We start from the raw sequence: 25362 nt of genomic DNA, 5'->3' as shown, positions 1-25362 counted from the left end.
AAGCATAATACTATAAAATGGAGGAAACCTATCCATGGAAGTGGCAGAAATTCGCCAAAAAATCTCTGAAAATCAAGAGAAGCTCGTGAGCTTCGGGAGGTCTCTTTGACTTAGATCGTTTGGAAGAGGACATTGCGCTCCTTGAAAACCGAATGACTGAGCCAGATTTTTGGAATGATAATATTGCAGCTCAAAAAACTTCACAAGAGTTAAATGAGCTCAAAATGAAATACGAAACTTTCAACAATATGCAAGAACTCTCTGATGAAACAGAGCTTTATTTAGAAATGTTGGAAGAAGATGATAGTGTTCAAGAAGAGCTCGAAGAAACACTCGAAAAACTTGATAAGATTATGACAAGTTACGAGATGACACTGCTCTTGTCTGAACCATATGACCATAACAATGCCATTCTGGAAATTCACCCAGGATCTGGTGGTACAGAAGCTCAGGACTGGGCTGATATGTTGCTCCGTATGTACCAACGTTATGGAAATGCCAAAGGTTTCAAGGTTGAGACTTTGGATTATCAGGCTGGTGATGAAGCTGGAATTAAATCTGTAACCCTTGCTTTTGAAGGACCTAATGCTTATGGTTTCCTCAAATCAGAAATGGGTGTCCACCGTTTGGTTCGTATTTCACCATTTGACTCTGCCAAACGTCGTCATACCTCATTTACATCTGTGGAAGTTATGCCTGAATTGGATGATACCATTGAAGTTGAAATTCGTGATGATGATATCAAGATGGATACATTTCGTTCAGGTGGTGCTGGTGGTCAGAACGTCAACAAGGTTTCTACAGGTGTGCGTTTGACCCATATTCCAACTGGTATTGTTGTTGCTTCAACGGTTGACCGTACACAATATGGGAACCGCGACCGTGCGATGAAGATGCTTCAAGCTAAACTCTATCAAATGGAGCAAGAAAAGAAAGCAGAAGAAGTGAATGCTTTGAAAGGTGATAAGAAAGAAATCACTTGGGGAAGTCAAATTCGCTCATATGTTTTCACGCCATATACCATGGTTAAAGATCACCGTACAGGCTATGAAGTTGCCCAGGTTGATAAGGTAATGGATGGGGATATTGAAGGCTTCATCGATGCCTACCTCAAGTGGCGTATGGAAGAATAGTAATAACATACTTATTTCAAGTATTAATATACTCTATCTCAATGAAAGGAAGGCGTTCAGCTACTTTAGTAGTTGAATACTGACATTATGGCTCTTATTGAATTAAAAGATGTTACTAAGAAGTATGATAAGTCAACAACAGCCCTTAGACACATTGATTTGTCTGTTAACTCTGGGGAGTTTGTTTACTTAGTCGGCCCTTCTGGTGCTGGTAAATCAAGTTTAATTCGCTTGTTCTACCAAGAAGAAAAATTAACGAGTGGTTCTATGAAAGTTGGAGAGTTTGATTTAACCCGACTTCGTAAGAAAGATGTTCCACTCTTGAGACGTTCCATTGGAGTTGTTTTCCAGGATTATAAACTCCTTCCAAAGAAAACAGCTTTTGAAAATGTTGCTTATGCTATGGAAGTTATTGGAGAGAAACCTCGTCATATCAAGAAACGAGTGGCAGAAGTACTCGAGTTGGTTGGTCTTAAACACAAAATGCGTTCGTTCCCAAATCAATTGTCTGGTGGTGAGCAACAGCGTGTTGCTATTGCGCGTGCTATTGTAAATAATCCAAAAGTGTTGATTGCGGATGAACCAACAGGGAACTTGGACCCAGAGATTTCTTGGGAAATTATGCAGGTCCTTGAACGTATCAACTTGCAAGGGACTACCATTATAATGGCAACGCATAACTCAACTATCGTTAATAACCTTCGTCATCGTGTCGTAGCGATTGAGGAAGGACGTATTGTTCGCGATGAAGAGGAAGGAGAGTACGGTTACCATGATTAGACGCTTTTTCCGCCATTTAGGAGAATCGATTAAGAATCTCAAACGTAATTTGTTGTCGACACTTACGGCAGTATTTTCGGTAATGATTGTTCTTTCACTTTTAGGTGTCTTTGGCTCTGTTATCTTAAATACACAGAAATTGGCTTCAGATATTGAAAAGAACATTCAGGTCAATGTCTATTTGGATCCAGATTCATCAGATGCCTCGAAAACAGTCAAGGAACTTTCTGGACAGATTGTAGCTAATAAAGACTACCATAAGATTTATGATGCTTTGACCAAAATCAAAGGTGTAGATAAGGTTACCTTCTCTAGCAAAGAAGAACAAAAGAAACAACTCATTGAAACAATGGGGTCAAGTTTCGAGACAGCGACTGGGGATGCTAACCCACTATCTGATGTTTACATCGTTCAAACGAAATCACCAGATGATGTCAGTCGAGTTGCTAAGGAAGCTAAAGCCATTCAGGGCGTTGATAATGCTAACTTTGGTGGGTCAGATACCGAAATTCTGATGTCTACTATGAAACGTGTTCAATTTTGGGGAATCATTGCCACAGCTCTTTTAACGATTGTGGCTGTCCTATTGATTTCAAATACCATCCGTATTACCATTATGTCACGTGCGACTGAAATTCAAATCATGCGTTTGGTAGGTGCTAAGAATTCATATATTCGTCGTCCCTACTTGATGGAGGGTGCTTGGATTGGTGCACTTGGTGCTATCATTCCTTCTGGCCTCATTTATCTTTTGTATCACATGGTATACTCATCTTTGAACCCTGATTTCGTTAAAGGTGGTATTTCGATGTATGATCCAGAGTGGTTTGTCTATGCGGTTATCGGAACCCTCTTCGCAGTCGGTATTATTATCGGTTCGATTGGGTCACGTATGGCAATGCGCCGTTATTTGAAATACTAAGAGATTAAAGGAGAACTATTTTGGTTCTCTTTTTGTTTGTCCGGAGATTCAGAAAAGCAGATTTTCAACTATATCTCAAAATCGTCTGCTCAAAGCCCAAATCCAATCCCATATTTGGTATAATATTTAAAAAACATTGGAAAAGAGATGCATTATGACAAAGTTAGCTACCATTTGTTATATTGACAATGGAAAGGAGCTTTTGCTCCTACATCGTAATAAAAAGCCTAATGATGTTCATGAAGGAAAGTGGATTTCTGTCGGGGGAAAACTAGAAGCTGGAGAGACACCAGATGAATGTGCTCGTCGTGAAATTCTCGAGGAAACCCATTTTACAGTGACTGAGATGGATTTTAAAGGTATGATTACCTTCCCAGAATTTACCCCCGGTCATGATTGGTACACCTATGTCTTTAAGGTAACTGGTTTTGAAGGAGAACTCATCTCAGATGAAGAGTCTCGTGAAGGAACGCTTGAATGGGTACCATATGATGAGGTCTTATCTAAACCAACTTGGGAAGGTGACTATGAGATTTTCAAGTGGATTCTTGAAGATAGACCTTTCTTCTCTGCAAAATTTAGCTACGATCGTAACCAGAACTTGGTAGATAAAACTGTAACATTTTATGATAAATAGGGAGGAACTATGAAGCGTAAAAAAACAGAAAATTTTTCAGAAACATGGTTTTTTAAGTGGATATTGAATAATCAGGCTGTCGTAGCTTTTTTCATCTTACTTTTGATTGGTTTGACGGTTTTGATTTTTACCAAGATTAGTCCCATTTTTTCACCCGTCATCCAGTTTATGACCATTATTATGTTGCCATTGGTTATTTCCATGCTCCTTTATTATTTAATAAAACCTTTGGTACTACTTGTAGAAAGAACGGGATTGAGTCGAACCATGTCTATCTTGGTCATCTACGCTATTCTTGGCTTGCTCTTGGTTTGGGGGATTTCAACAGCCATTCCAAGCTTACAAAATCAAATTTTGATCTTAATAAGAAATGCACCATCATATATTGCACGTGCCAATAGTGAGACGGAACGTTGGATTAATCTTCCTATTCTTTCTAACTTCCACGGAGATTTAGAGTCCATGCTTAGTGATTTTTCAGCGAGAATGGTCAACTATGCTGAGAACTTTTCTTCATCTGCTTTGACGTGGGTTGGAACTTTTGCGAGCACAGTAGCAAGGGTGACAGTAGCTATTATTTTGGCACCTTTCATTCTCTTCTACCTTTTAAGAGATAGCCAAAAGATGAAACATAGCTTTGTCTCAGCCTTACCAACTCGCTTTCGTGAAACAACTGTTCGTATGCTTTCAGATATTAATAGTCAGCTCGAAGGCTATGTTCAAGGGCAGGTTACAGTCGCTATTGTCGTTGCTATCATGTTCTGTATTATGTTTAAGATTGTAGGACTTCGATATGGTGTGACTTTTGGTATTATGGCAGGTTTTCTAAACATGGTTCCTTATCTAGGAAGTTTTCTTGCTATGGTACCAGTTGTAATCATGGGGCTGGTGCAAGGACCTGCTATGCTGATCAAGGTCCTCATCATTTTTGTCATTGAGCAAACTATTGAAGGGCGTTTTGTTTCTCCACTTGTTTTGGGAAATAAACTAAGTATTCACCCGATTACCATTATGTTCATTCTCTTGACAGCAGGTTCTCTTTACGGTGTTTGGGGTGTCTTATTGGGGATTCCAATCTATGCCTCTGTCAAGGTTGTTGTTAGAGAGATTTTTGATTGGTACCGTTCTGTAAGTAATCTTTATCAAGATGATTTAGAAAATGAAGGACAAAAAGACGATGTTAAATAGTGAAAAAATGGTTGCCTCTATTGGAAACCAAGATTTAGACCACGCAGACAAATATTTTAAAAAAGCTTTACGAGAAGATCCTGCAGAGATTCTTGTTGAGTTGGGCCACTACCTAGAGTCTATTGGTTTCTTACAACAGGCACAGGAAATTTACGAAAAAGTTCGTTTTGATTTTCCAGAGGTTAATGTCAATCTAGCACAAATTGCAGCCGAAGATGGCGATATTGAAGAGGCCTTTCTTTATTTGGATGCCATACCTGAAGACTCTGACGACTATTTGTCTGCTTTAATTGTAAAGGCAGACCTCTATCAAATGGAGGGCTTAACTGATGTGGCACGTGATAAGTTGTTGGAGGCAAGTCAACTATCAGATGACTCATTGATTTTTTTTGGTTTGGCTGAGATGGAATTTGAACTTGGAAATTTTGAACAAGCTATTCAATACTATGCTAAATTGGATAATCGTGACCTCCTGGCAATGACTGGCGTTTCTACTTATGAACGCATTGGTAAGGCTTATGCCAGTCTTGGTAAGTTTGAAGCTGCTCGTGAATTTTTGGAAAAAGCTATTGAAATTGAATACGATGATACCATTGCTTTTGAGTTAGCCACTTTGCTCTATGATCAAGAAGAGTATCAAAAAGCTAATTTTTACTTTAAGCAGATAGAAACCATGTCTGCTGACTTCGAGGGTTATGAGTATTTTTACGCCTTGTCCTTACATGCAGAACATAAAACTGAAGAAGCATTACGTATGGCACAACAAGGGATTTCAAAAAATGCTTTTGATGTTCAATTACTTTTGTTAGCATCACAGTTATCCTATGAGTTGCATGACACTCAATCTGCTGAATCTTATCTGAAGCAAGGCTTACCACTCGCTGAGGACCAAGATGAGATTGTTCTACGTTTAAGTACTCTCTATTTAGAAGAAGAACGTTACGAGGATCTAGTAGCTTTAGCCGATTACGAAGTTGATTCTGTTTTGGCTCGTTGGAACATTGCCAAGGCCTACCAAGCACTTGATGATGAAGAAGAAGCCTTTCAAATCTATCAAGATTTGGCTACAGATTTATCTGAAAATCCTGAATTCCTCCATGATTATGCATATATCCAGAGGGAATTTGGTTACAGAGATCAGGCGCGTGCAACAGCAGAAAAATACCTTGCCTTAGTTCCAGATGATGTCAATATGCAAACATTTCTTGAGGATTATTAAGCTGCGAAAGGCTTTAATCATTGGTTTAAAGAGAGGGAGAGATACATTGGGCTTGCTCACTCCCTCTTTTTTTATTTCTCTATTTATGTTATGATTTTATTAGAACCCATAAGGAGTAAGTATGGTTAAGAGAGATTTAATTCGAAATATTATCATAGCAGTTCTTGTCATTGTAGTGATTTTATTGTTGAGAGCTTTTGTCTTTTCAACACACCGTGTGACTGAAGGTCAGGCGAATGACTATATTCATGCTGGTGATTATGTTACTTTCAATAAAAATGTTGAGCCTCAGAAAAAAGATTTTATTCTTTATACAGTTAATGGCAAGGAATATATTGGTCGTGTTATTGCTGATGAGGGCAAGAGCGTGACAGCTATGGATGATTTCCTTTATGTCAATGATAAGTCAGTTGACGAAGCCTATATTAGCAAGGATAAATCAGCTTATTTGGCGACAGTTTCACCTGGAAACTTCTTCACTGATGATTTTTCCATTGCAACATTGACAGATAATAAACAAACTAAGATTGAAAAGGGTCAATATCTTGTACTGAACGATAACCGTCGTAATACAGATGATAGTCGTAAGTTTGGTCTCATTGAAAAAGACCAAATTAAAGGTGTTATCTCTTTCAGATTGTATCCTCTATCACGTTTTGGTTTCGTTGATGTCGATTAATATTTCAATACTACTAAAAAAGCTAGGAACTTTTGACAAGTTTCTAGCTTTTTTTGCGAATAAATTGGTGAAGGTTTATTTTAAGACTTTATGATGCTGATAGTTTCATCGTCTTAAAATGAATTAGCAGAAATTGTAAGTAGAAAAGGAAATTAAGATGCAATTAGGATTTCATTTTGGATTTAAGAAAAGCAAAGCTTATGGACTGTGCGGTGTTATGCTAGCAATCTTATTTTTAGGCATGTCTGGTCACTCGGCTAAAGCAGATGAAATGTTATCACCAACTGACACATCTTCAACTTTGAAAGAAAGTACAGAGAATCACGAGGCGAGTTATTCTGAAGTAGGAGTACACGATAATTCAACGAGTCAAATGAATCTACAAAGTGAAAAGGTATTAGAGGAGGAGCAAACAAGTCTGGCAGATTCTTCAAAAATAGCTGTCTTAACCAATAGTTCTGTGACCACAAGCTCTTATCAAGAGGCAGATGAACTTAGCGAAATTGATCAAAATCAAAGTCATTTTCTTAGTGCCATTAAGCAAGGAGCTATGGATGGAGCTAAGGAAGGAGTCCTTCCCTCTATTACGGCAGCACAAGCTATCCTAGAAAGTGGTTGGGGGAGCTCTAAACTTGCTAAGGCTCCGAATAATAATCTTTTTGGCATTAAATATTCAGAGGACTGGAATGGAGAAATCGTGACTGTGCCTACCCAGGAATATCTTAATAGTGACTATATCACAGTCAATGCTGCTTTTCGAAAATATGCCTCATGGAATGATAGCGTAGTAGACCATGCAAAATTTTTTACGAGTACCGAGTGGCGAAAAAACAATTACCGAAAAGTTGTGAATGAAACAGATTATCGCGTTGCGGCTCAGGAACTGAAGAATGCAGGATATGCGACAGATCCAAGTTACGCTGGAAAACTTATCCGTTTGATTGAAGCCTATAAACTTTATGAATGGGATGCAGTGAGCAATACGACCAACTCCGTCCTAGAAAATGAAGGAGTAGAGAGCCAAAATCCCAAAGCCGACCTTGCTATTACTGGTCTCAACAATGCTACTGGTAGCTATGATCTTGTTATCTCAAATTTGGTTGCGCCACGAGGCTTCAAAGAAGTCTTAGTTCCAACCTGGTCTGAAAAGAACGGTCAAGATGATATCATCTGGTACAAGGCAACTAAGCAAGCTAATGGAGACTATAAGGTGACCGTTCGTTCAAGCAACCATAAGGGTGATAGTGGTCTGTATAATTCTCATGTCTATCTGGTTGACAATGATGGTAAATATATTGGCCTAGGTGGCAAACAAGTGACACTTGATATTACTAAGACTCAAGGAACCTTAACTATTGCCAATAATGATAAAAATCGTGGAACCTTTGATGTTCTTATCACCAATCTGACAAATCCAAGTGGTATTTCAGGTGTCCTAATCCCCGTCTGGTCTGAGCAAAATGGCCAGGATGATCTTGTTTGGCATAATGCCACAAAACAGGATGATGGTTCCTACAGAGTGACTATTTCAGCCAGCCAGCACAAGTGGAATTCAGGTAAGTACATCGTTCATGGCTATATTGTTGATGCTTCAGGTAAGAATATCGGCTTTGGGGCAACTTCAGCTGATGTGGTAGCACCTAAGAAAATCGGTTCAGCATCAAGAGGAAACTACGATGTTTTAAATAAGATTGTTTATCTCGATGCTGGTCATGGTGGCTATGATCCAGGAGCTTCTTACTTTGGTATTTCTGAAAAGAGCTTGACCTTGGCTATCCAAAGCCGCGTGAAAGCTAAACTAGAAGCAGAAGGTTATCAAGTTGTAACCACACGCACAAGTGATACCTATGTCGACTTGACGGATCGTTCACGTGCAGCTAATGCTTCTGAATCAGATATCTTCGTAAGTATTCACATCAATGCTTCAGGAAGTTCTGCAGCACAGGGAATTGAGACTTATTATTACCAACCTTACGCAGAATACCCATCACGTATTAATGCAACCTACCATGCTAATCCAACTCGATTGAGCATGAGTGAAACCTTGGCCAATGCTATCCAGTCTAGCCTGATTAATGCGACTGGAGCACAGAATCAGGGCGTGAAGCGTCAAACCTTTGCGGTCTTGCGTGAGACGACAGCTCCGGCAGTCCTTCTTGAACTAGGTTTCTTGTCAAATCCTCAAGAAGCAGCCCGTTTGAATACATCTGCTTATCAGGAGACTTTAGCTAACGCAATTGTGGCAGGGATTAAGTCTTACTATGAAAAAGAATCTAAAGTTTAAGTTATATGTTAACCCATCATTATGATGGGTTTTTATGCTATAATTGAGGTAAATACTAAATACAACAAAAGGAGTGCTTATGGCCTACGATTTACTCTTAGAGCGTTTTTTACGTTACGTCAAAATCAATACACGTAGTGATGAAAATGCAACAAGAACGCCAACGACACAAAGCCAGGTGGATTTTGCCTTGAAGGTTTTAAAACCAGAATTAGAAGAACTAGGTTTGTCCAATATCCATTATTTGGAAAGTAATGGTTACCTAGTGGCAACCCTTCCGGCTAACGATGACAAGTTAACACGTAAGATTGGTTTCATCTCTCATATGGATACTGCTGATTTTAATGCAGAAGGAGTTTCACCACAAGTTATTGACTCTTATGATGGAGGGGTCATTCCTCTTGGAAGTTCAGGTTATAACCTAGATCCAACCGATTTCCCTAATCTCAATAATTATCTTGGTCAAACACTTATTACAACTGATGGTACCACTCTTCTTGGGGCTGATGATAAGTCTGGTATTGCTGAGATTATGACGGTTTTGGCTTATTTGAAGGCTCATCCTGAAATCAAACATTGTGAAATTCGTGTAGGCTTTGGTCCTGATGAAGAAATTGGAATCGGTGCAGATAAATTTGATGTCGAAGATTTTGATGTCGATTTTGCCTACACAGTTGACGGTGGACCTTTGGGTGAATTGCAGTATGAAACCTTCTCGGCTGCAGGAGCAGAACTTACCTTCCACGGACGCAATGTCCACCCTGGAACAGCAAAAGACCAAATGGTTAATGCCCTGCAGTTGGCAATTGATTTTCATAATCAGTTGCCAGCAGAAGAACGCCCTGAGTTGACAGATGGCTATCAGGGTTTCAACCATCTTCAAACCATGACAGGTACTGTTGAGGAAGCAAAATCTTCTTATATCATCCGTGATTTTGAAACAGAGTCTTTTGAAAATCGTAAAGCAACCTTCCAAGAGATTGCTGATCAAATGAATCAAGCTTATGGTCTGACACGCGTTGATTTAGTACTTAAAGATCAATACTATAACATGCGTCAGGTTATTGAAAAAGACATGACACCTGTAGAGTTAGCAAAAGAAGTCATGGAAGACTTAGATATTACGCCAGTCATCGAACCAATTCGTGGTGGAACTGACGGGTCTAAAATTTCATTCATGGGCATTCCAACTCCAAACTTATTTGCTGGTGGCGAAAATATGCACGGTCGATATGAGTTCGTTTCCTTGCAGACAATGGGAAAAGCCGTAGATGTTATTCTTGGAATTGTCAGTAAACCTTAATTGAGCTTGCTAAATACTGATTTTATGGTAAAATTAGAAGTAATGGAGGTGCTGAGATGATTAAAATTTTCGGCAAGTATCGTTACCATTGGCAACCCGAATTATCTTGGCTGATTATCTACTGGTCTTTAGCCATTACGCCAATCTTTATTGCGGCGGCCCTTCTATTCGAGTTGTACTCGGTGCCCTCACATATTTTGATGCTCTTCACTATTTTCGTTGCCTTATTTGGTTTAGGTTTCCATCGATACTTTATTATTGAAGATCATGGGATTCTGCGTATTGTTTCTTTCAATATTTTTAGACCACGCAAAGTGAAAATTAGTGATATTGAAAAAGTCGAAGTGATTAAAACTGGCTTGTGCCTTATTTTTAAAAATGGTAAAAAACGTCAGTTTTATATGAGAAAGTGGCCTAAGAAATATTTCTTAGATGCATTAGCCCTTCACCCTGATTTCAAAGGTGAGGTAGAGTTATTGGATCATATGACAAACTTTGATTACTTTGCCTTTTATGAGGAATCAAAAAAAGCCCTGAAGCTTAAACTTCGCAAATAAGGGCTTTAGTGGGACAAGACTTGACGGCAGTCAAAGTCTCAGGGCTATTTTCAATAATTTGATTGAGTTGGTCGCTGTCTCTGAACCTAACAATACCTTCGTCATCATAATCAAAGACGGGAGAGTAGGTTTGGCACAAACCACAAGCGATACATTTTTCTGGAATTAATGATACTTTCATAGTATTATTTTAAAATAGATTTATTGTTTTTACAAGGAGAATATCATGAGTAAAAAACCATGGGAAGATAAGGTTTCTGACGAAGAGTTGGAAGAAGTAGTTGACGCTGATTTTCTAGATGATGAAGATGAGTTTGAGGATTATGAAGAAGAAGAGGATGTCACTCCTTCAGATGAAAAACGCGAAAAAGGTGGCGGATTCATTAATTCATCATTCTTGACAGTCTTGCTTGGATTATTCTTTGTTATTGTTGTATGTATTTTGTTCTTTGTTTTCTATACTTCAAATGTTGGTGGAAACAAAACTGCGGAATCTAAGGAATCATCTGGATTCTACTCATCTTCAACTAGCAAAGTTGTTAAATCTTCATCTAGCAAGAAAGACTCAAACAAAGATGAGGAAAGTGAGAAATCTACTACAGAAAAATCTTCAAAAGAGAAATCATCTTCAACTAAAGCATCAAGCTCTTCTAAACATGTAGAAAAAGAAGATGCAACTGAGTCAGCTGAGACAGCACCATCAAGTGCTACGGCAGCAGCAGATGGTTCATCAATTGTTGTTCAATCTGGTGAAGGTGCTGGTTCTATCGCTGCACGTGCAGGTATCTCTGTAGATGAGTTGGAACGTCTTAACCCTGATCACATGACAAGTGGTTACTGGTATGCTAACCCAGGTGACGTCGTTAACGTTCAATAATTTTAAAAGCAAAGGAACATCATGAAAGATATTAGAATTGCTATTGATGGTCCTGCGTCAAGTGGAAAAAGTACAGTAGCCAAGATTATTGCAAAAAATCTTGGCTATACTTATCTTGACACAGGTGCTATGTACCGATCTGCAACTTATTTGGCCTTGCAGAATGGTTTGACTGAGGAAAATGTACCAGAAATTTTGGAGCAACTATCTCAACATCCGATTTCATTCGGAAAAGCTGCAGATGGTAGTCAGCAAGTTTATGTAGGTGATGTTGATATTACACACCCAATTCGTGATAACCAAGTCACAAATAATGTTTCTTGGGTAGCAGCCATTCCTGAAGTGCGACAAGAACTCGTTGCCCAACAACAACGTATTGCTCAAGATGGTGCTATTATCATGGATGGTCGTGATATTGGGACCGTGGTTTTGCCTGATGCAGAACTCAAAATCTTCTTGATTGCTTCAGTTGATGAACGTGCGGAACGCCGTTATAAGGAAAATATCGAAAAAGGTATTCCTGCTGACCTTGAGACTCTAAAAAAAGAAATTGCTGAACGTGACTATAAAGATAGTCATCGTAAAGTTTCACCTCTTAAACCAGCGGAAGATGCCATCACTTTTGACACTACAGGTGTATCTATTGATGGTGTTGTGGAATTTATTCAAGAAAAAGCAAAAAAAATTATTGACAAAGGATGACTCACTTGTTATACTATTAACAATGAGAAAAGCAGAAGTGAGAACTTCTCGCCTTGCGACTTAGGTTGTCTGGCCCAACATGTCAAATCCCTATAGGGGTATTATGTGTGCGGGCTTGTATATCAAGTCCGCTTTGTTTTTCTCTAAAAAAATAAAGAGGTGAAGATCATAGCTAAGAAAGATCTATTCATTAACGATGAAATTCGCGTTCGTGAAGTTCGTCTTGTTGGTCTTGATGGTGAACAATTGGGAATTAAACCATTGTCAGAAGCGCAAGCTATTGCAGATGATGCAAATGTTGACTTGGTTCTCATCCAACCACAAGCTACGCCACCTGTTGCGAAGATTATGGACTATGGTAAGTTCAAATTTGAGTATCAAAAGAAACAAAAAGAACAACGTAAGAAACAAAGCGTTGTTACCGTTAAGGAAGTTCGCTTGAGTCCAGTTATTGATAAAGGTGACTTTGAAACTAAACTTCGTAACGGCCGTAAGTTCCTTGAAAAAGGAAACAAGGTTAAAGTTTCTATCCGATTCAAAGGTCGTATGATTACTCACAAAGAAATCGGAGCTAAGGTCTTGGCGGAATTTGCTGAAAAAACGCAAGATATTGCGATTATTGAGCAAAGAGCGAAGATGGATGGACGTCAAATGTTCATGCAACTTGCACCAATTCCTGACAAAAAATAATTGTCAAACTAACACTATTTTAAGAGGAGAATTTTAAAATGCCAAAACAAAAAACACACCGCGCATCAGCTAAACGTTTCAAACGTACAGGTTCAGGTGGATTGAAACGCTTCCGTGCCTTCACATCTCACCGTTTCCATGGTAAAACTAAAAAACAACGTCGTCACCTTCGTAAAGCGTCAATGGTACATTCAGGTGACTTTAAACGTATCAAATCAATGCTTTCACAAATGCGTTAATTCGCTACAAGCATTACAAATTAACTAAACTAGAATTAATTCGGAGGAATATATAAATGGCTCGTGTTAAAGGTGGCGTTGTATCACGCAAACGTCGTAAACGTGTATTGAAACTTGCTAAAGGTTACTATGGTGCAAAACACATCTTGTTCCGTACTGCAAAAGAACAAGTAATGAACTCTTACTACTATGCATACCGTGACCGTCGTCAAAAGAAACGTGATTTCCGTAAACTTTGGATCACACGTATCAATGCGGCAGCTCGTTTGAACGGTTTGTCATACTCACAATTGATGCACGGTTTGAAATTGGCTGAAATCGAAGTTAACCGTAAAATGCTTGCTGATTTGGCAGTTAACGATGCAGCAGCTTTCACAGCTCTTGCAGATGCAGCTAAAGCAAAACTTGGTAAATAAGAATTAAGATGGGTTTTACCCATCTTTTTTTATGGAGGTAATAATGATTCGTTTAGCAAGAGCAGAAGATATTCCAAGATTACAGGAGTTATTGGGGCAGATTCTTCTAGTGCATCATTATGCACGTCCTGATGTTTTTAAGTCAGAGGGCAGTAAATTTACAGATGCAGACTTAGAAGCAGTGATTAATGATCCAAATAAACCTATTTTTGTATATGAGGATGAAGAAGGCCGTATCTTAGGTCATCTATTCTTAATGATTAAAGAAGTATCTGATAATAATGGTCCACTAAAGGCTGTTAAGACTCTTTTTATTGATGATTTATGCGTTGATAAGGAGGCTCGAGGTCAAAAATTGGGGGAGAAGCTTTATCAATTTGCCTTGGACTATGCTAAGGAGCTAGATTGTTATAATCTGACACTTCACGTATGGAATGATAATGCGGGTGCTCTACGTTTTTACGAACGTTTAGGTATGAAACCGAGATATACAGAAATGGAAACTATCCTAAAATAATACGTTTTCATGAGAGAAATTTAACTTACTAGGAATAAAAAATTTTGATATGCTGAAAGAGAACTTTTAGAAATGGAGAATTTTAATGCCTCGTAATTTTAAAGAAGCTTTGCTTTTTACGATTTTAATGTGTGGAATGATGGTCTGTGGGATGAGTCTCTGGAATCTTCTCATCCTTGATTGGACTGGAGTAGTTCCCTTTGCTTGGGGTCACTTTTTCCAAGGTTATCTTCCTGGATTTGTAGTTGCTTTCTTACTGGATATGCTTTTGGTGGGACCACTAGCCAAGACAATTGCATTTGCTATTTTACATAAAGTAAAAGCCCATGATAAACGATGAGCGAAGATTTTGGTGATTTCTGGAACCATGGCGCTATTCATGGTAACCTTTATGTCGCTCTATGGCTTAGTGTACAACGGTCAGTCGGTGACGCTCTCATCCTATGGCCGTGCTTGGTTGACAAATGTTATCATGGCCTTACCACTTAATTTTCTAGTAGTTGGTCCCATCTCACGCTTTATCTTGGGAAAACTGCAAAAACCATTGCCTGGTGAAGAAGTCGTAGAGAATTTTGAAGACGATGAAGAATTACCAACTATAATCTAAGTATAGAACTGGAGTTTCTCTCCAGTTCTTTTAATATTAAAAGCAGCCACGGATGTGACTGCTTAATGATGATTAGTTTTTCTTTTTCATTTCACCATGTGGGTAGTAAGTTCCCTCTGGCATATCGTTAATGAAAACATGAATAGCTTCTTTAGGTGCTTTCGCAACACGTGATACAACCTCAGTAACTTCACGAGCAAGTTCGATTTTTTGTTCTTCAGTGCGACCTTCAAAGAGATCAATTTTTACAAATGGCATAATGCATCTCCTTAGTTTTGATAGTCCTATTATAGCATTAATTAAGAGAATATTCTAAAGTTTTTGGAAATTCTTGTAATGATATTATCGTAATGCTAAAATGCGAATGATTTCAATAGTAAAGCCTAAAGTAAAAAGAGGCCGGTAGCTAAGAGAAAGTGTTACTAGTTGAAAGCAATAGTATTACTTTTGATTCGATCATTACTGATTTAAGAAATGTTTCACATGCTATTCGAAATAGTAAGGCGTCTTGTGATGATAGGTAAGAGATAGCATTTTTTATTGGCTTTATTTATAAAGGATGAAAACTCTTACTAAAAATGGTAAAATAATGCTAACTAGAGACAGTAAGGAGTAAATTATGACAATTGATTTTCGTGCCGAAGTTGATAAGCGCAAAGATGCTTTGATGGAGGACCTTTTTGGTCTTTTGCGTATTAACTCAGAACGTGATGATAGTAAGGTTGATGATAAGCACCCATTTGGTCCTGGACCAGTAAAAGCTTTGGAACATTTTCTTGCTTTAGCAGAACGTGATGGCTATAAAACTCGTAATATTGATAATTATGCTGGTGACTTTGAATTTGGTCAAGGTGATGAAGTTTTGGGTATCTTTGCCCACTTGGATGTGGTTCCAGCTGGTAGCGGTTGGGATACAGATCCTTACGAACCTGTAATCAAAGACGGTAAACTTTATGCCCGTGGGTCATCAGATGATAAAGGCCCAACAATGGCTTGTTACTATGCCTTGAAAATTATTAAAGAACTCGAGCTTCCAGTATCTAAGCGTGTTCGCTTCATTGTTGGTACTGATGAAGAATCTGGTTGGGGCGATATGGAATATTACTTCGCTCATAATGGATTGAAAGATCCTGATTTTGGTTTTTCACCTGATGCAGAATTCCCAATTATCAATGGTGAAAAAGGTAATATTACAGCCTATCTCCATTTTGAAGGTCAAAATGATGGGGACTTTAGTCTTGTGTCCTTTAATGGTGGTTTGCGTGAAAATATGGTTCCTGAATCAGCAAGTGCAGATTTTACTGGACCTATCACTTTGAAAGAACTTGAGGCCAAATTAGCTGACTTTGTTTCGGAACAAGAAGTAACTGGTCAAGTGACCGAAGAAGCAGGTGTTTTCCATGTGACTATTCATGGGAAATCAGCTCATGGTATGATGCCTCAAAATGGTATTAATGGGGCAACCTACTTGGCACTCTTCCTTAGTCAATTTGATTTCCAAGGCAATGCTAAAACGTATTTGGATATAATTGCTGAAACACTTCATAAAGATTTCTTTGCTGAAAAGACAGGTCTTGCATTTACAGATCCTAAGATGGGTGAATTGACCATGAATGCAGGTGTATTTAACTTCTCTAAGGAATCAGAAGATAATACGATTGCTCTGAATTTCCGCTATCCTCAAGGGGTTGATACGGACTCTATTAAGGCTGATCTTGAAAAACTCGAAGGTCCTAAGGCGGTTAGTCTCTCAGAACACGGTCATGTGCCACACTATGTACCAGTTGATGATCCTATGGTAGAGACTCTTCTTTCAGTCTATGAGAAACAAACAGGTCTTAAAGGTCATGAACAAATTATTGGTGGCGGAACATTTGGACGTCTCCTCAAACGTGGTGTTGCCTATGGAGCTATGTTCCCTGGTTATGTCAACACGATGCACCAAGCAAATGAGTTTACTGAGGTTGAAGACTTGTACCGTGCTGCTGCCATTTATGCAGAAGCTATCTATGAGTTAATCAAATAAAAAAGAGAGACAGTTTTGTCTCTTTTTTGAGGAGGAAAATATGGAAACACTTGAAGAATTAACACAAGCAATCATGTCCGATGAACAAAATAAAGCTTTTACGGAAAAAGGTATAAAACCCTTGTTTACCATTCCAAAAACGGCACGAATTAATATCGTAGGACAAGCTCCTGGTATTCGTGCCCAAGAGTCCGGCCTTTACTGGAATGATCCTAGCGGTGATAATCTCAGGGATTGGATGGGTGTTTCACGCGAAGAATTTTATGAATCTGGCATGTTTGCTATTGTGCCAATGGATTTTTATTTCCCAGGTCATGGGAAATCAGGTGATTTACCTCCTCGCAAAGGATTTGCAGATAAGTGGCATGAGAAAGTTCTTGCTTTAGCTCCTGATATTCAATTGACGATTTTAGTAGGTAACTATGCACAGCGTTACTATTTACATCAAAAATCGTCGGCAAAATTAACGGATACAGTTAAGCATTACAAAGATTACCTTCCTGAGTTTTTCCCTCTCGTTCATCCCTCTCCACGAAATAATATTTGGCAAGCCAAAAATCCATGGTTTATGGAAGAAGTAGTTCCAGATTTGAAGGCCTTGGTCAAAAAAATCTTAAGTCAATGATTTCTGATATATAAACTTGGATTGTCATTAGGTATTGTTATCAAATTAATGAAGCAACATTCAGAACATGTCCAAATGGTATAAAAATTTGAGCCCCTTGGGGCTTTTTTTGATGCTATAACAAAAATAGTTGCAAAAATAATTAACAAAATTTTAATACTTAGCTTATACAGTGCAATTTAATTCTAATTTTCAGAAGAAGTAACATATAAAATTAAGGTAGCTATCCTTTTAAACTAAAGAATCAATTAAATAATACTTACAAATTGAAAATGAGTGTAATTTTTTAAAAATATTAAGACAATTCCATTGACAGAAAGTTTAAAAGTGATAGACTTTAGGTGTTAAGAAAATTTAGAAGGAAATTTGTGATATGGGAAGAAAAGATTCACAACGTTTTTCAATCAGGAAGTATAGCTTTGGGGCTGCTTCTGTTCTTTTGGGTACAACCATTCTTGCGATGGGGGCAACTGGTGTACATGCAGATGAGGTTTCAACTTCAGCTGCTACTGATACACCACTTAGTGCTTCTGTACTAACAGACACTGCTGCTGATCCGGCAACGACTGTTGATCATTCAGAGAAGCAAGTTGTTTCTGTCAAAGAAGAAGGAAATACCACTGTAACAACAAGTGTTGTTACAACTGATAGTCTTGAGGATGCTAAAACTTCTGCGGTAAAAGAAGGGGTAGAAGTCGAAGAAACTGCACCTCAAACACATACATCCCTAGAGGGTGCTATTGCTGACAATCAAGCTCAATCAAAAGAGATTAACACGGTTGTTTCGGATTATCAGAAAGCAAAAGAAAACCACAAAAAAGATGTAGCTGAGTATGATAAAGCTAAGGCTGAGTACGATGCTAAAGTGGCCGAAAAAGCAGCAGCTGATAAAGCAAACGCTGCTTCTAAAGCACAGTATGATACTGATCAAGCTGCTTATGAAAAAGGGTTAGCTAAATACCAAGCTGATAATAAAGCCTATGATGTAGCATTGAAAGAGTATAATGCTCAAAAATTAACTTATGATTCTAAAGTAGCAGAAAAAGCAGCTGCCGATGCAGCTAATGCTAAGTCAGAAGCTGATTATAAGGTACAGTTGGCTGTTTATGAAACTGCTAAGAAGAACTATGAAGCTGCTATGGCTCAGTATACCAAAGACAAGGCAAAATATGATGCTGAGAAAGAAGCTTATGATGCTAAAGTAGCTGAAAAAGTTCGTACAGAAATCGAAAACAAGGTTGCTCAAGAGCAGTATGAGAAAGATTTAGCTACTTATAATGCCACTTACGAAAAATATCAAACCGATTTAGCTGCCTACAAGACTGCCAAAGCCGCCTACGATGCTAAAGTAGCCGAAAAAGCAGCAGCTGATGCAGCTAATGCAGAAGCTAAAGCTAAGTATGACGCAGAAATGGTCACTTACGAAGCAGCCTTGTCTGAATATAAGACAAATAAGGCTTCGTATGATGCCGCTATAGCTGAATACAATACGAAAAAAGCTGCCTATGATGCTAAAGTAGCTGAGAAAACACAAGCAGAAATTACTGATAAGGCAGCTCAAGAGCAATATGAGAAAGATCTTGCTGCTTACAATACGGCTTACGAAAAATATCAAACTGATTTAGCTGCCTACAAGACTGCTAAAGCAGCCTACGATGCCAAAGTAGCCGAAAAAGCAACTGCTGATAAGGCAAATGCGGAAGCTAAAGCCAAGTATGATGCAGAAATGGCTGTTTATAATACAGCTAAAGCACAATACGATAAAGATTTACAAGAATACCAAGCTAAGAAAGCGCAATACGATAAAGATAAAGCAGCCTATGATCAACTTGTTGCTATTAAAGCAGAAGAAGATGCTGCAAAAGCTAAGTATGAAGTTGAGCTTGCAAAATACAATGTAGATTTAGAGCAATACGGCAAAGATTTTGCTACATACCAAACAAAACTTGCTGAATATCATACAGCTTTGGCACAGTACAAAGATGCTAAAGCAGCCTATGATAAGTACATGAATGATAATGGTTTCCAAGATCTAAAAGATGTAGAAACTGTTCAAGATTTGACCTTCCAACGTGAAGGTGGAGCCATTCATACCATCGATGGCATCAGTGCTTATCTCACTCGTGATGCTCAAGCTCGTTTGAATACAAGCAATGTACATCAGTATGATTCCAATAAATTGGAAGCTTCAGATATTGTAGCAACTAGTCCTTGGGCCAATAATGAAACTGAATTTATTCAAATTAAGGAAGGCGATAAATTTGTTGTTACTTATGATAACTTGAATCAGTCAAGCATGCGTGAAAATACGGATATGCATCCGATCAAGCGCGTGATTTATCGCTATGAAATTTTGAGTCTTCCATCAAATGACGGTAAAGGAATTGCAGCCGTTAGCTCAGACCCAACTGTAACACTAACAGTCGGTGCTTCAACAGACCAAAATAAACCCGTTAAGGTTGCTGTAGATGTTGAATTCTATGATGGTAATGGCAATAAGTTTGATTTGACACAACATAATGCGATTGTTGCTTTGAACTCTCTTAACCACTGGACAGGTGCTTCTTATGTAGATAGTGGGGATAAACCTCGTGCCCTTACAGTAGAAGCCAAGGATAAAGATGGTAACACTGTTCGAGGATCTTGGAATCCGTATGCAGATGGTTCATCAATGAGCATTGAAAACAATGCGGTTGTTGTTAAAAATGGAACAGCTGACTTTGGTACTGCTGATGTCACTATCTCTGCTGAAAACCCAATCAAGATTGTGGCACAAAAAGCAACGTGGAATGGTAGTGAATTTACAGTTAGTGAAGAAACTGTTATTGACGCAACTTCAGTCAATGTTTCAGGTGCTGGGAACGGTCACTCTATTGGAACAGATGAGTTCACATTAGATGGTAAAGATGATGTTATCGGTTCTTATACGATTGATCCAACTTCAGGACGTATCATCTTTACTCCTAAGAAGAAATTTGAAAATGTGGAGCACCAAGAGTCTGTAAATATTGGCAATAATAGATATATTCCAATTCCAAATTCTAGTGTTTCTTATGATGCCGCTACTAAAGAAGTAACGTCGTTTAAAGACAACCAATATATTGAACATGGCTCAATCTTTAATGGTGAATCTTCAGCGACTCTTGAAGGTTGGGATAATCCATCTTCTCCATACCTCTATTATGGTGGAGCAGGCTTGAAGATGTCTGATGGTCACTTGGTATTTACGGCCAATGGAGCTAATGCTGCTGGTCAACCGACAGTATATTGGTTTGCGATTAACTCAAATGTTGGTATTCCAAAAAATCCAGGTGAAGCGCCAAAAGAGCCAACAGCTCCTGAAGAACCAAAGGCTCCAACACCACCAACGATTACATTGGAAGTTCTTCCAGCGGTACCAACAGAACCAACACCACCTACTGCCCCTACGGCACCAACAGAACCTAACTATACAGTTGTTACAGTTGATTCAGAGGAACCTAAGGCACCAACAGAACCAAAAGCACCAACGCCACCAACTCCGACAGTTGTTGAAGTTCCTGCGGAACCAAGCAAACCAGAAGAACCTAAAGCGCCAACACCACCGACAGAACCTAACTACACTGTGGTTACAGTTGATGCAGAGGAACCTAAGGCACCAACAGAACCAAAAGCTCCAACGCCACCAACTCCAGCTTTAGTTGAAGTGCCAGTAAAGCCACGTAAGATTACGGCTCCAGTAGAACCTAAGGCTCCGACTCCACCTACACCTGTAGTTGTAGAGGTACCTGGTGAGCCAACAAAACCAACTCCACCAACAGAGCCAACAGCTCCAACACCACCAACTATGGTCACAGTTAATGTTCCTAATAAACCTGTTTCACCTAAAGAACTTGTAGCTCCTAAGGTAAAATGGCATAAAAATTATCTTGTTGAGCGCGTAACACGTCCAGTACCAACGACGCCACCAACTCCTCAAAAACCAAAAACTCCTGGAACACCTACAGGACCAAGCGTTACACCAACTTCTTCTATAGTTGCTAAGCAAGAAACAGAAAGAACTAATAGCGCCGTATTGCCAGAAACAGGTGACTCTAACCAAAAATTAGCATCTGTAACAGGTCTAGGCCTGCTTTCAATGGCCCTTTCAGGTCTATGGTCAGTTCGCAAACGTAAACATTAATAGGAAATATGAAAGATTAGTTTGTTTTGCTGTGCAAGACAGTCTAGTCTTTTTTTTGTTACTTATTCTTTGCATATTATCGGCATAAATAAGTTTGAATGTTAAAACTAATAGGGCAAACGAGAGGACATGATTTAGGTGAAATAGCTATCCAAAAGCTAAATATCACTATGAAAAGTAAAATGAAAGCTTATAGTTGATTGTTTTTCATAATCTTTTCAATAAAAAAACATTAAAGCGAATTGGACTAGATATTATAAAATTAAACCTCCTTTTTGTATCGAAAACGCTATTAATAATAGGGTTTTGTCTATCAAATATTTTGATATTAAAAAGTATTTGAATTTAAGAATCTAATCGAATTTAAAGGAATGCGTGTTTTTATGAGATATCTCAAATTGACATGGTTCTTTCTTTTGTTAGAATATGAACATAACTAAATATAGAAGGACGTAATTTAAATGGGGAAAAAGGAATTACAACGTTATTCACTCAGAAAGTCTAGCCTTGGTGCGGCTTCTGTTCTTTTGGGGACTGCAGTTCTTGCAGTAGGAGCTTCAAATGCAAGCGCTGATGAGGTAGCAACAACTACAGATTCAGCAACACCAGCAGTTGAAGCAACAGATGCTGTTGAAGAAAACACTTCAGCCGTAGCAGATTCAACTGAAAAGAAAGTTGTTAACGTTACTGAAGAAGGCAACACAACTGTTACAACGAGTGAAGTAACAAATACAAGCTTAGAAGCTGCAAAAACAGCTGCAACTAACGAAGGGGTTGAGGTTAGGGAAGAACCTGCTCAAACCAAAGAAACTGTTGAAGCAGCTGCTGCAGATAATAAAGCACAAGCAGAGAAAATCAATACAGTCGTTTCTGATTATAAAGCGGCTAAAGAACAATACAAGTCAGATAAAGCTGACTATGATAAAGCAAAAGCAAACTATGATGCCAAATTAGCTGAGAAAGCACTTGCTGATAAAACAAATGCTGAAGCTCAGGCTAAATATGATACTGAAAAAACAGCTTATGATAAAGCTTCAGAGCAATACCAAATTGCTAAGCAAGCTTATGACTCAGCTCTTTCAGAGTACAAGACTAAGAAAGTTACTTATGATGCTAAGGTAGCAGAAAAAGAAGCCGCTGATAAAGAAAATGCGCTTTCTGCAGCTAAATACCAAGCAGAATTGGCAACATATAACCAAGCAAAAGCTGATTATGAAGCAGCCCTTGCTCAGTACAATAGCGATAAAGCTAAATACAATGCTGAAAAAGCTAACTATGATAATAAAGTAGCTGAAAAAGTTGTTACTGAAAAACGTAACGCTGAAGCTGAAGCTAAATATCAAACTGAGCTAGCAGCATACAATGAAGCAAAAGCTAAATATGATGTAGAAAAAGCAGCATATGACAAGAATCTTGAACTTTATAACGCTAAGAAAACAGCTTATGAAGCAGATCTTGAAACAAAACAAGCTATTGAAAAATACAATGCAGATGCAAAAGCTAAATACGAAGCTGCCTTGGTTGTCTACAATGAGCAAAAAGCTAAATATGACCAAGAGTACCTTGAGTATCAAAACAAATTAGCTGTCTACCAAACAGCACTTAAACAATATCAAGATGCTAAAACAGCTTACGATAAATACATGAATGATCCTGTATATCGTAACCTTAAAGATGCTGAAGTTGTTCAAGAATTGACCTTCCAACGTGAAAACGATGCGACACACAAAGTTGAAGGTGTAAGCAACTACTTGACAAAAGAAGCACAAGAGCGTCTTAACACAAGTAATGTTTTCCAATATGATTCTAACAAGTTACAAGCATCTGACATTGTTTCAAACAGTCCTTGGACAAACACTGAAGACGAGTGGATTCAAGTTAAAGAAGGTGACAAATTTGTTGTTACTTACGATGGCTTGAACCAATCAAGCATGCTTGTTGAGAATGAAGCATCAGCAATCAAACGTGTTGTATACCGTTACGAAATCGTTAGCCTTCCATCAAACGACGGAAAAGGTATCGCGAAAATCAGTAAGGATCCAACAGTAACTATGACAGTTGGAGCATCAACTGATCAAGATAAACCAGTTAAAGTAGCTGTAGATGTTGAGTTTTACGATAAAGATGGTAAAATGTTCAACCTTAGTGAGCGTAATGCTATCGTAGCACTTAACTCACTTAACCACTGGAACGGTGCAGCTTATGTTGAAACATCTGAGCGCCCACGTCCACTTACAGTAGAAGCGAAAGACGTTAATGGTAATACTGTTCGCGGTACTTACAATCCTTACGCAGATGGTTCTACTTTGGCAATCCAAAACGGTGAAGTTGTTACAAAATCTGGTTACGCAGATTTTGGTGGAGCTACAGTTAACATTTCAGATGAGAACCCACTTAAGGTAGTGGTTCCTATCACTGACTGGAATGGTTCAGAATGGGTTGTCTCACGTGAAATTCCATCTGATGTCACAACTCTTAATGCTTCAGGTAGCGGTAATGGACACGCTCTTGGTAACCAAGATTATACGTTTGGTGATAAAGATGATGTTATTGGTTCATACAGTGTTTCTGCTGAAACTGGTTTGATTACATTCACACCTAAGAAAAAATACCAATCAACACGCCACCAAGAATATGTAAATATTGGTGATAACCAATTCATCGCTATTCCAAAATCATCAGTTACTTATGATGCTGCTACTAAAGAAGTAACATCTGTCAATGATAACCAATACATTGACCATGGTGCAGTCTTTAATGGTGAGACAACATCAGAATTGACAGGTTGGGATAACGCTGATTCACCTTACCTCTACTATGGAGGTGCAGGTATCAAGATGACTAATGGTCACTTGGTATTTACTGCTGAAGGTGCAAATGCTGATGGCGCACCAACAGTTTACTGGTTCGCAATCAACTCTAACCTTGGTTTGCCTAAGAATCCAGGTGAAAAACCTGAAGAACCTAAGGCACCAACACCACCAACAGCACCGGTTAAACCAGTCGTTAAAACAGTTGGTATCAATCCACAAGAACCAACACCACCAACACCTCCAAAAGAGCCAGTGGCACCAACGCCGCCAACTCCAGAGGTAGTTGAAGTTCCTGGTAAACCTCAAGAACCAACACCACCAACAGGTCCAACGGCACCAACGCCACCAACACCAAAAGTGGTTGAAGTTCCAGAAAAACCGGTTGAACCAACACCACCAACAGGTCCAACGGCACCAACGCCACCAACACCAAAAGTAGTTGAAGTTCCTGCTAAACCAGTAGAACCTAAAACTCCTGAAAAACCAAGTGTTGTATGGCACAAGAACTATGTCGTTGAGAGAGAGTCTCACGTGGTACCACCAACACCACCGACTACTCCACAAACACCTCCAACACCTGTTACTCCTCCAACTCCAGTGACACCACCAACTACACCAACTCCAGATACTGAAGTTCCTGTAGTACCTCAAGCTGAGTTGCCACAAACTGGTGAGCACACTAGCAATGCTGGATTTATTGGACTTCTTTCAATGATTTTTGCAGCCTTTGTAGGATTCTTCAAACGTCGTAAAGAAGATTAAGTGGTGCTATTAAATTAGTTCCCCATCAAAACTAGATTCTATTTAGAATCTAGTTTTTATTGTCTCACGAAAACCACTAGCTGTGCTAGTGGTTCCGAAAAGCTTTTAGCGATGTATCAAAAAAGTCCCCCTAAAGTGTTATATTAGATAAGGTTTCCCGACCACTAACTAATATACAAAAGGAGGACCCCTGATGAGACAGGATAATAATAGTTTAGCACATA

The 25362-nt window shown here is 38.7% G+C and carries 24 protein-coding genes and 1 other annotated feature; of the genes, 22 read left to right on the top strand and 2 right to left on the bottom strand.

The genetic code is table 11. From position 1 onward, the window contains the following. Window positions 1-34 precede the first annotated feature (34 nt). The 10 genes from prfB (at window position 35) to ADH51_RS05465 (ending at window position 10702) form a co-directional block, all read left to right on the top strand. Window positions 35-1133, top strand: a protein-coding gene (prfB, locus tag ADH51_RS05510) for a peptide chain release factor 2 (RefSeq protein ID WP_096833329.1) whose coding sequence is annotated in 2 segments (ribosomal slippage) — window positions 35-106 and window positions 108-1133 — 1098 coding nt in all. Because the reading frame shifts where the segments join, the coding sequence is not laid out codon by codon here. Between the two features lie 87 nt (window positions 1134-1220). After that, window positions 1221-1913, top strand: a complete 693-nt coding sequence (gene ftsE, locus ADH51_RS05505; RefSeq protein WP_002885005.1) for a cell division ATP-binding protein FtsE — start codon at window positions 1221-1223, stop codon at window positions 1911-1913. Then, window positions 1906-2835: a permease-like cell division protein FtsX gene (gene ftsX / locus ADH51_RS05500; RefSeq protein WP_003092823.1), complete on the top strand. Its 930-nt coding sequence runs from the start codon at window positions 1906-1908 to the stop codon at window positions 2833-2835. The genes ftsE and ftsX overlap by 8 nt, the downstream gene beginning before the upstream one ends. A gap of 154 nt (window positions 2836-2989) precedes the next feature. After that, window positions 2990-3472, top strand: coding sequence for an NUDIX hydrolase (locus ADH51_RS05495; protein WP_037597740.1), 483 nt, complete (start codon window positions 2990-2992; stop codon window positions 3470-3472). Window positions 3473-3481: 9 nt separating this feature from the next. Continuing rightward, entirely contained in the window at window positions 3482-4660 is a 1179-nt protein-coding gene (locus ADH51_RS05490; RefSeq protein ID WP_048675057.1) for an AI-2E family transporter, read from the top strand. Next, complete coding sequence (locus ADH51_RS05485) at window positions 4650-5879, top strand: tetratricopeptide repeat protein (RefSeq protein ID WP_048675054.1); 1230 nt, start codon at window positions 4650-4652, stop codon at window positions 5877-5879. Before ADH51_RS05490 ends, ADH51_RS05485 begins: the two co-directional genes overlap by 11 nt. 121 nt (window positions 5880-6000) lie before the next feature. Then, window positions 6001-6558 carry a signal peptidase I gene (lepB, locus tag ADH51_RS05480; RefSeq protein ID WP_048675051.1) on the top strand — a complete coding sequence of 186 codons (558 nt, stop codon included), beginning with the start codon at window positions 6001-6003 and terminating at the stop codon, window positions 6556-6558. 157 nt (window positions 6559-6715) lie between these two features. Beyond that, window positions 6716-8842: a GBS Bsp-like repeat-containing protein gene (locus tag ADH51_RS05475; protein WP_048675049.1), complete on the top strand. Its 2127-nt coding sequence runs from the start codon at window positions 6716-6718 to the stop codon at window positions 8840-8842. A gap of 79 nt (window positions 8843-8921) precedes the next feature. After that, on the top strand, window positions 8922-10145 hold the full coding sequence (gene pepT, locus ADH51_RS05470; protein ID WP_048675043.1) for a peptidase T: 1224 nt from the start codon (window positions 8922-8924) through the stop codon (window positions 10143-10145). A gap of 56 nt (window positions 10146-10201) precedes the next feature. Then, on the top strand, window positions 10202-10702 hold the full coding sequence (locus tag ADH51_RS05465; RefSeq protein ID WP_002884906.1) for an EbsA family protein: 501 nt from the start codon (window positions 10202-10204) through the stop codon (window positions 10700-10702). Here the strand turns inward: ADH51_RS05465 and ADH51_RS09850 are convergent. After that, window positions 10686-10883, bottom strand: a complete 198-nt coding sequence (locus tag ADH51_RS09850) for a ferredoxin (protein ID WP_002884882.1) — start codon at window positions 10881-10883, stop codon at window positions 10686-10688. The genes ADH51_RS05465 and ADH51_RS09850 overlap by 17 nt on opposite strands. A gap of 45 nt (window positions 10884-10928) precedes the next feature. Between ADH51_RS09850 and ADH51_RS05460 the strand changes: the two genes are divergently transcribed. The 8 genes from ADH51_RS05460 to ADH51_RS10055 all read left to right on the top strand — a co-directional run bounded on the left by ADH51_RS05460 (window position 10929) and on the right by ADH51_RS10055 (window position 14750). After that, entirely contained in the window at window positions 10929-11579 is a 651-nt protein-coding gene (locus tag ADH51_RS05460; protein ID WP_002885112.1) for an SAG1386/EF1546 family surface-associated protein, read from the top strand. 21 nt (window positions 11580-11600) lie between these two features. After that, window positions 11601-12281: a (d)CMP kinase gene (gene cmk / locus ADH51_RS05455; protein ID WP_002885119.1), complete on the top strand. Its 681-nt coding sequence runs from the start codon at window positions 11601-11603 to the stop codon at window positions 12279-12281. A gap of 23 nt (window positions 12282-12304) precedes the next feature. Next, window positions 12305-12427: a sequence feature (ribosomal protein L20 leader region), on the top strand. A gap of 13 nt (window positions 12428-12440) precedes the next feature. Next, complete coding sequence (infC, locus tag ADH51_RS05450; protein ID WP_002885108.1) at window positions 12441-12971, top strand: translation initiation factor IF-3; 531 nt, start codon at window positions 12441-12443, stop codon at window positions 12969-12971. A 38-nt stretch (window positions 12972-13009) separates the two neighbouring features. After that, window positions 13010-13210: a 50S ribosomal protein L35 gene (gene rpmI / locus ADH51_RS05445; protein ID WP_002885093.1), complete on the top strand. Its 201-nt coding sequence runs from the start codon at window positions 13010-13012 to the stop codon at window positions 13208-13210. 56 nt (window positions 13211-13266) lie between these two features. After that, the gene (rplT, locus tag ADH51_RS05440) at window positions 13267-13626 is read left to right on the top strand and encodes a 50S ribosomal protein L20 (RefSeq protein WP_002885090.1); all 360 of its coding nucleotides are present in this window, start codon (window positions 13267-13269) and stop codon (window positions 13624-13626) included. Window positions 13627-13669: 43 nt separating this feature from the next. Beyond that, the gene (locus ADH51_RS05435; protein WP_048675041.1) at window positions 13670-14143 is read left to right on the top strand and encodes a GNAT family N-acetyltransferase; all 474 of its coding nucleotides are present in this window, start codon (window positions 13670-13672) and stop codon (window positions 14141-14143) included. 85 nt (window positions 14144-14228) lie between these two features. Then, complete coding sequence (locus tag ADH51_RS10060; protein WP_048675038.1) at window positions 14229-14483, top strand: hypothetical protein; 255 nt, start codon at window positions 14229-14231, stop codon at window positions 14481-14483. A gap of 51 nt (window positions 14484-14534) precedes the next feature. Continuing rightward, a complete protein-coding gene (locus ADH51_RS10055) occupies window positions 14535-14750 on the top strand; it encodes a hypothetical protein (protein WP_048675085.1) in 216 nt (71 codons plus the stop codon). A 72-nt stretch (window positions 14751-14822) separates the two neighbouring features. On the opposite strand, the gene ADH51_RS05420 is transcribed toward ADH51_RS10055, so the two are convergent. Then, the gene (locus ADH51_RS05420) at window positions 14823-15008 is read right to left on the bottom strand and encodes a 4-oxalocrotonate tautomerase (RefSeq protein ID WP_002885057.1); all 186 of its coding nucleotides are present in this window, start codon (window positions 15006-15008) and stop codon (window positions 14823-14825) included. Window positions 15009-15369: 361 nt separating this feature from the next. Between ADH51_RS05420 and pepV the strand changes: the two genes are divergently transcribed. From pepV to ADH51_RS05400, 4 genes are all read left to right on the top strand, one after another. After that, entirely contained in the window at window positions 15370-16776 is a 1407-nt protein-coding gene (pepV, locus tag ADH51_RS05415) for a dipeptidase PepV (RefSeq protein ID WP_048675035.1), read from the top strand. Window positions 16777-16816: 40 nt separating this feature from the next. Continuing rightward, the gene (locus ADH51_RS05410) at window positions 16817-17401 is read left to right on the top strand and encodes a uracil-DNA glycosylase family protein (protein ID WP_021144234.1); all 585 of its coding nucleotides are present in this window, start codon (window positions 16817-16819) and stop codon (window positions 17399-17401) included. A gap of 373 nt (window positions 17402-17774) precedes the next feature. Then, on the top strand, window positions 17775-21563 hold the full coding sequence (locus ADH51_RS05405; RefSeq protein ID WP_048675032.1) for a YSIRK signal domain/LPXTG anchor domain surface protein: 3789 nt from the start codon (window positions 17775-17777) through the stop codon (window positions 21561-21563). A gap of 461 nt (window positions 21564-22024) precedes the next feature. Continuing rightward, window positions 22025-25138, top strand: coding sequence for a GbpC/Spa domain-containing protein (locus ADH51_RS05400; protein ID WP_048675029.1), 3114 nt, complete (start codon window positions 22025-22027; stop codon window positions 25136-25138). The last annotated feature ends 224 nt before the right edge of the window (window positions 25139-25362 follow it).

Source organism: Streptococcus sp. 449_SSPC (assembly GCF_001073005.1).
GTDB classification, from domain to species: domain Bacteria; phylum Bacillota; class Bacilli; order Lactobacillales; family Streptococcaceae; genus Streptococcus; species Streptococcus salivarius_F.
The sequence above is the reverse complement of the archived record's forward strand: the minus strand, read 5'-3'. Positions and strand labels throughout refer to the sequence as shown.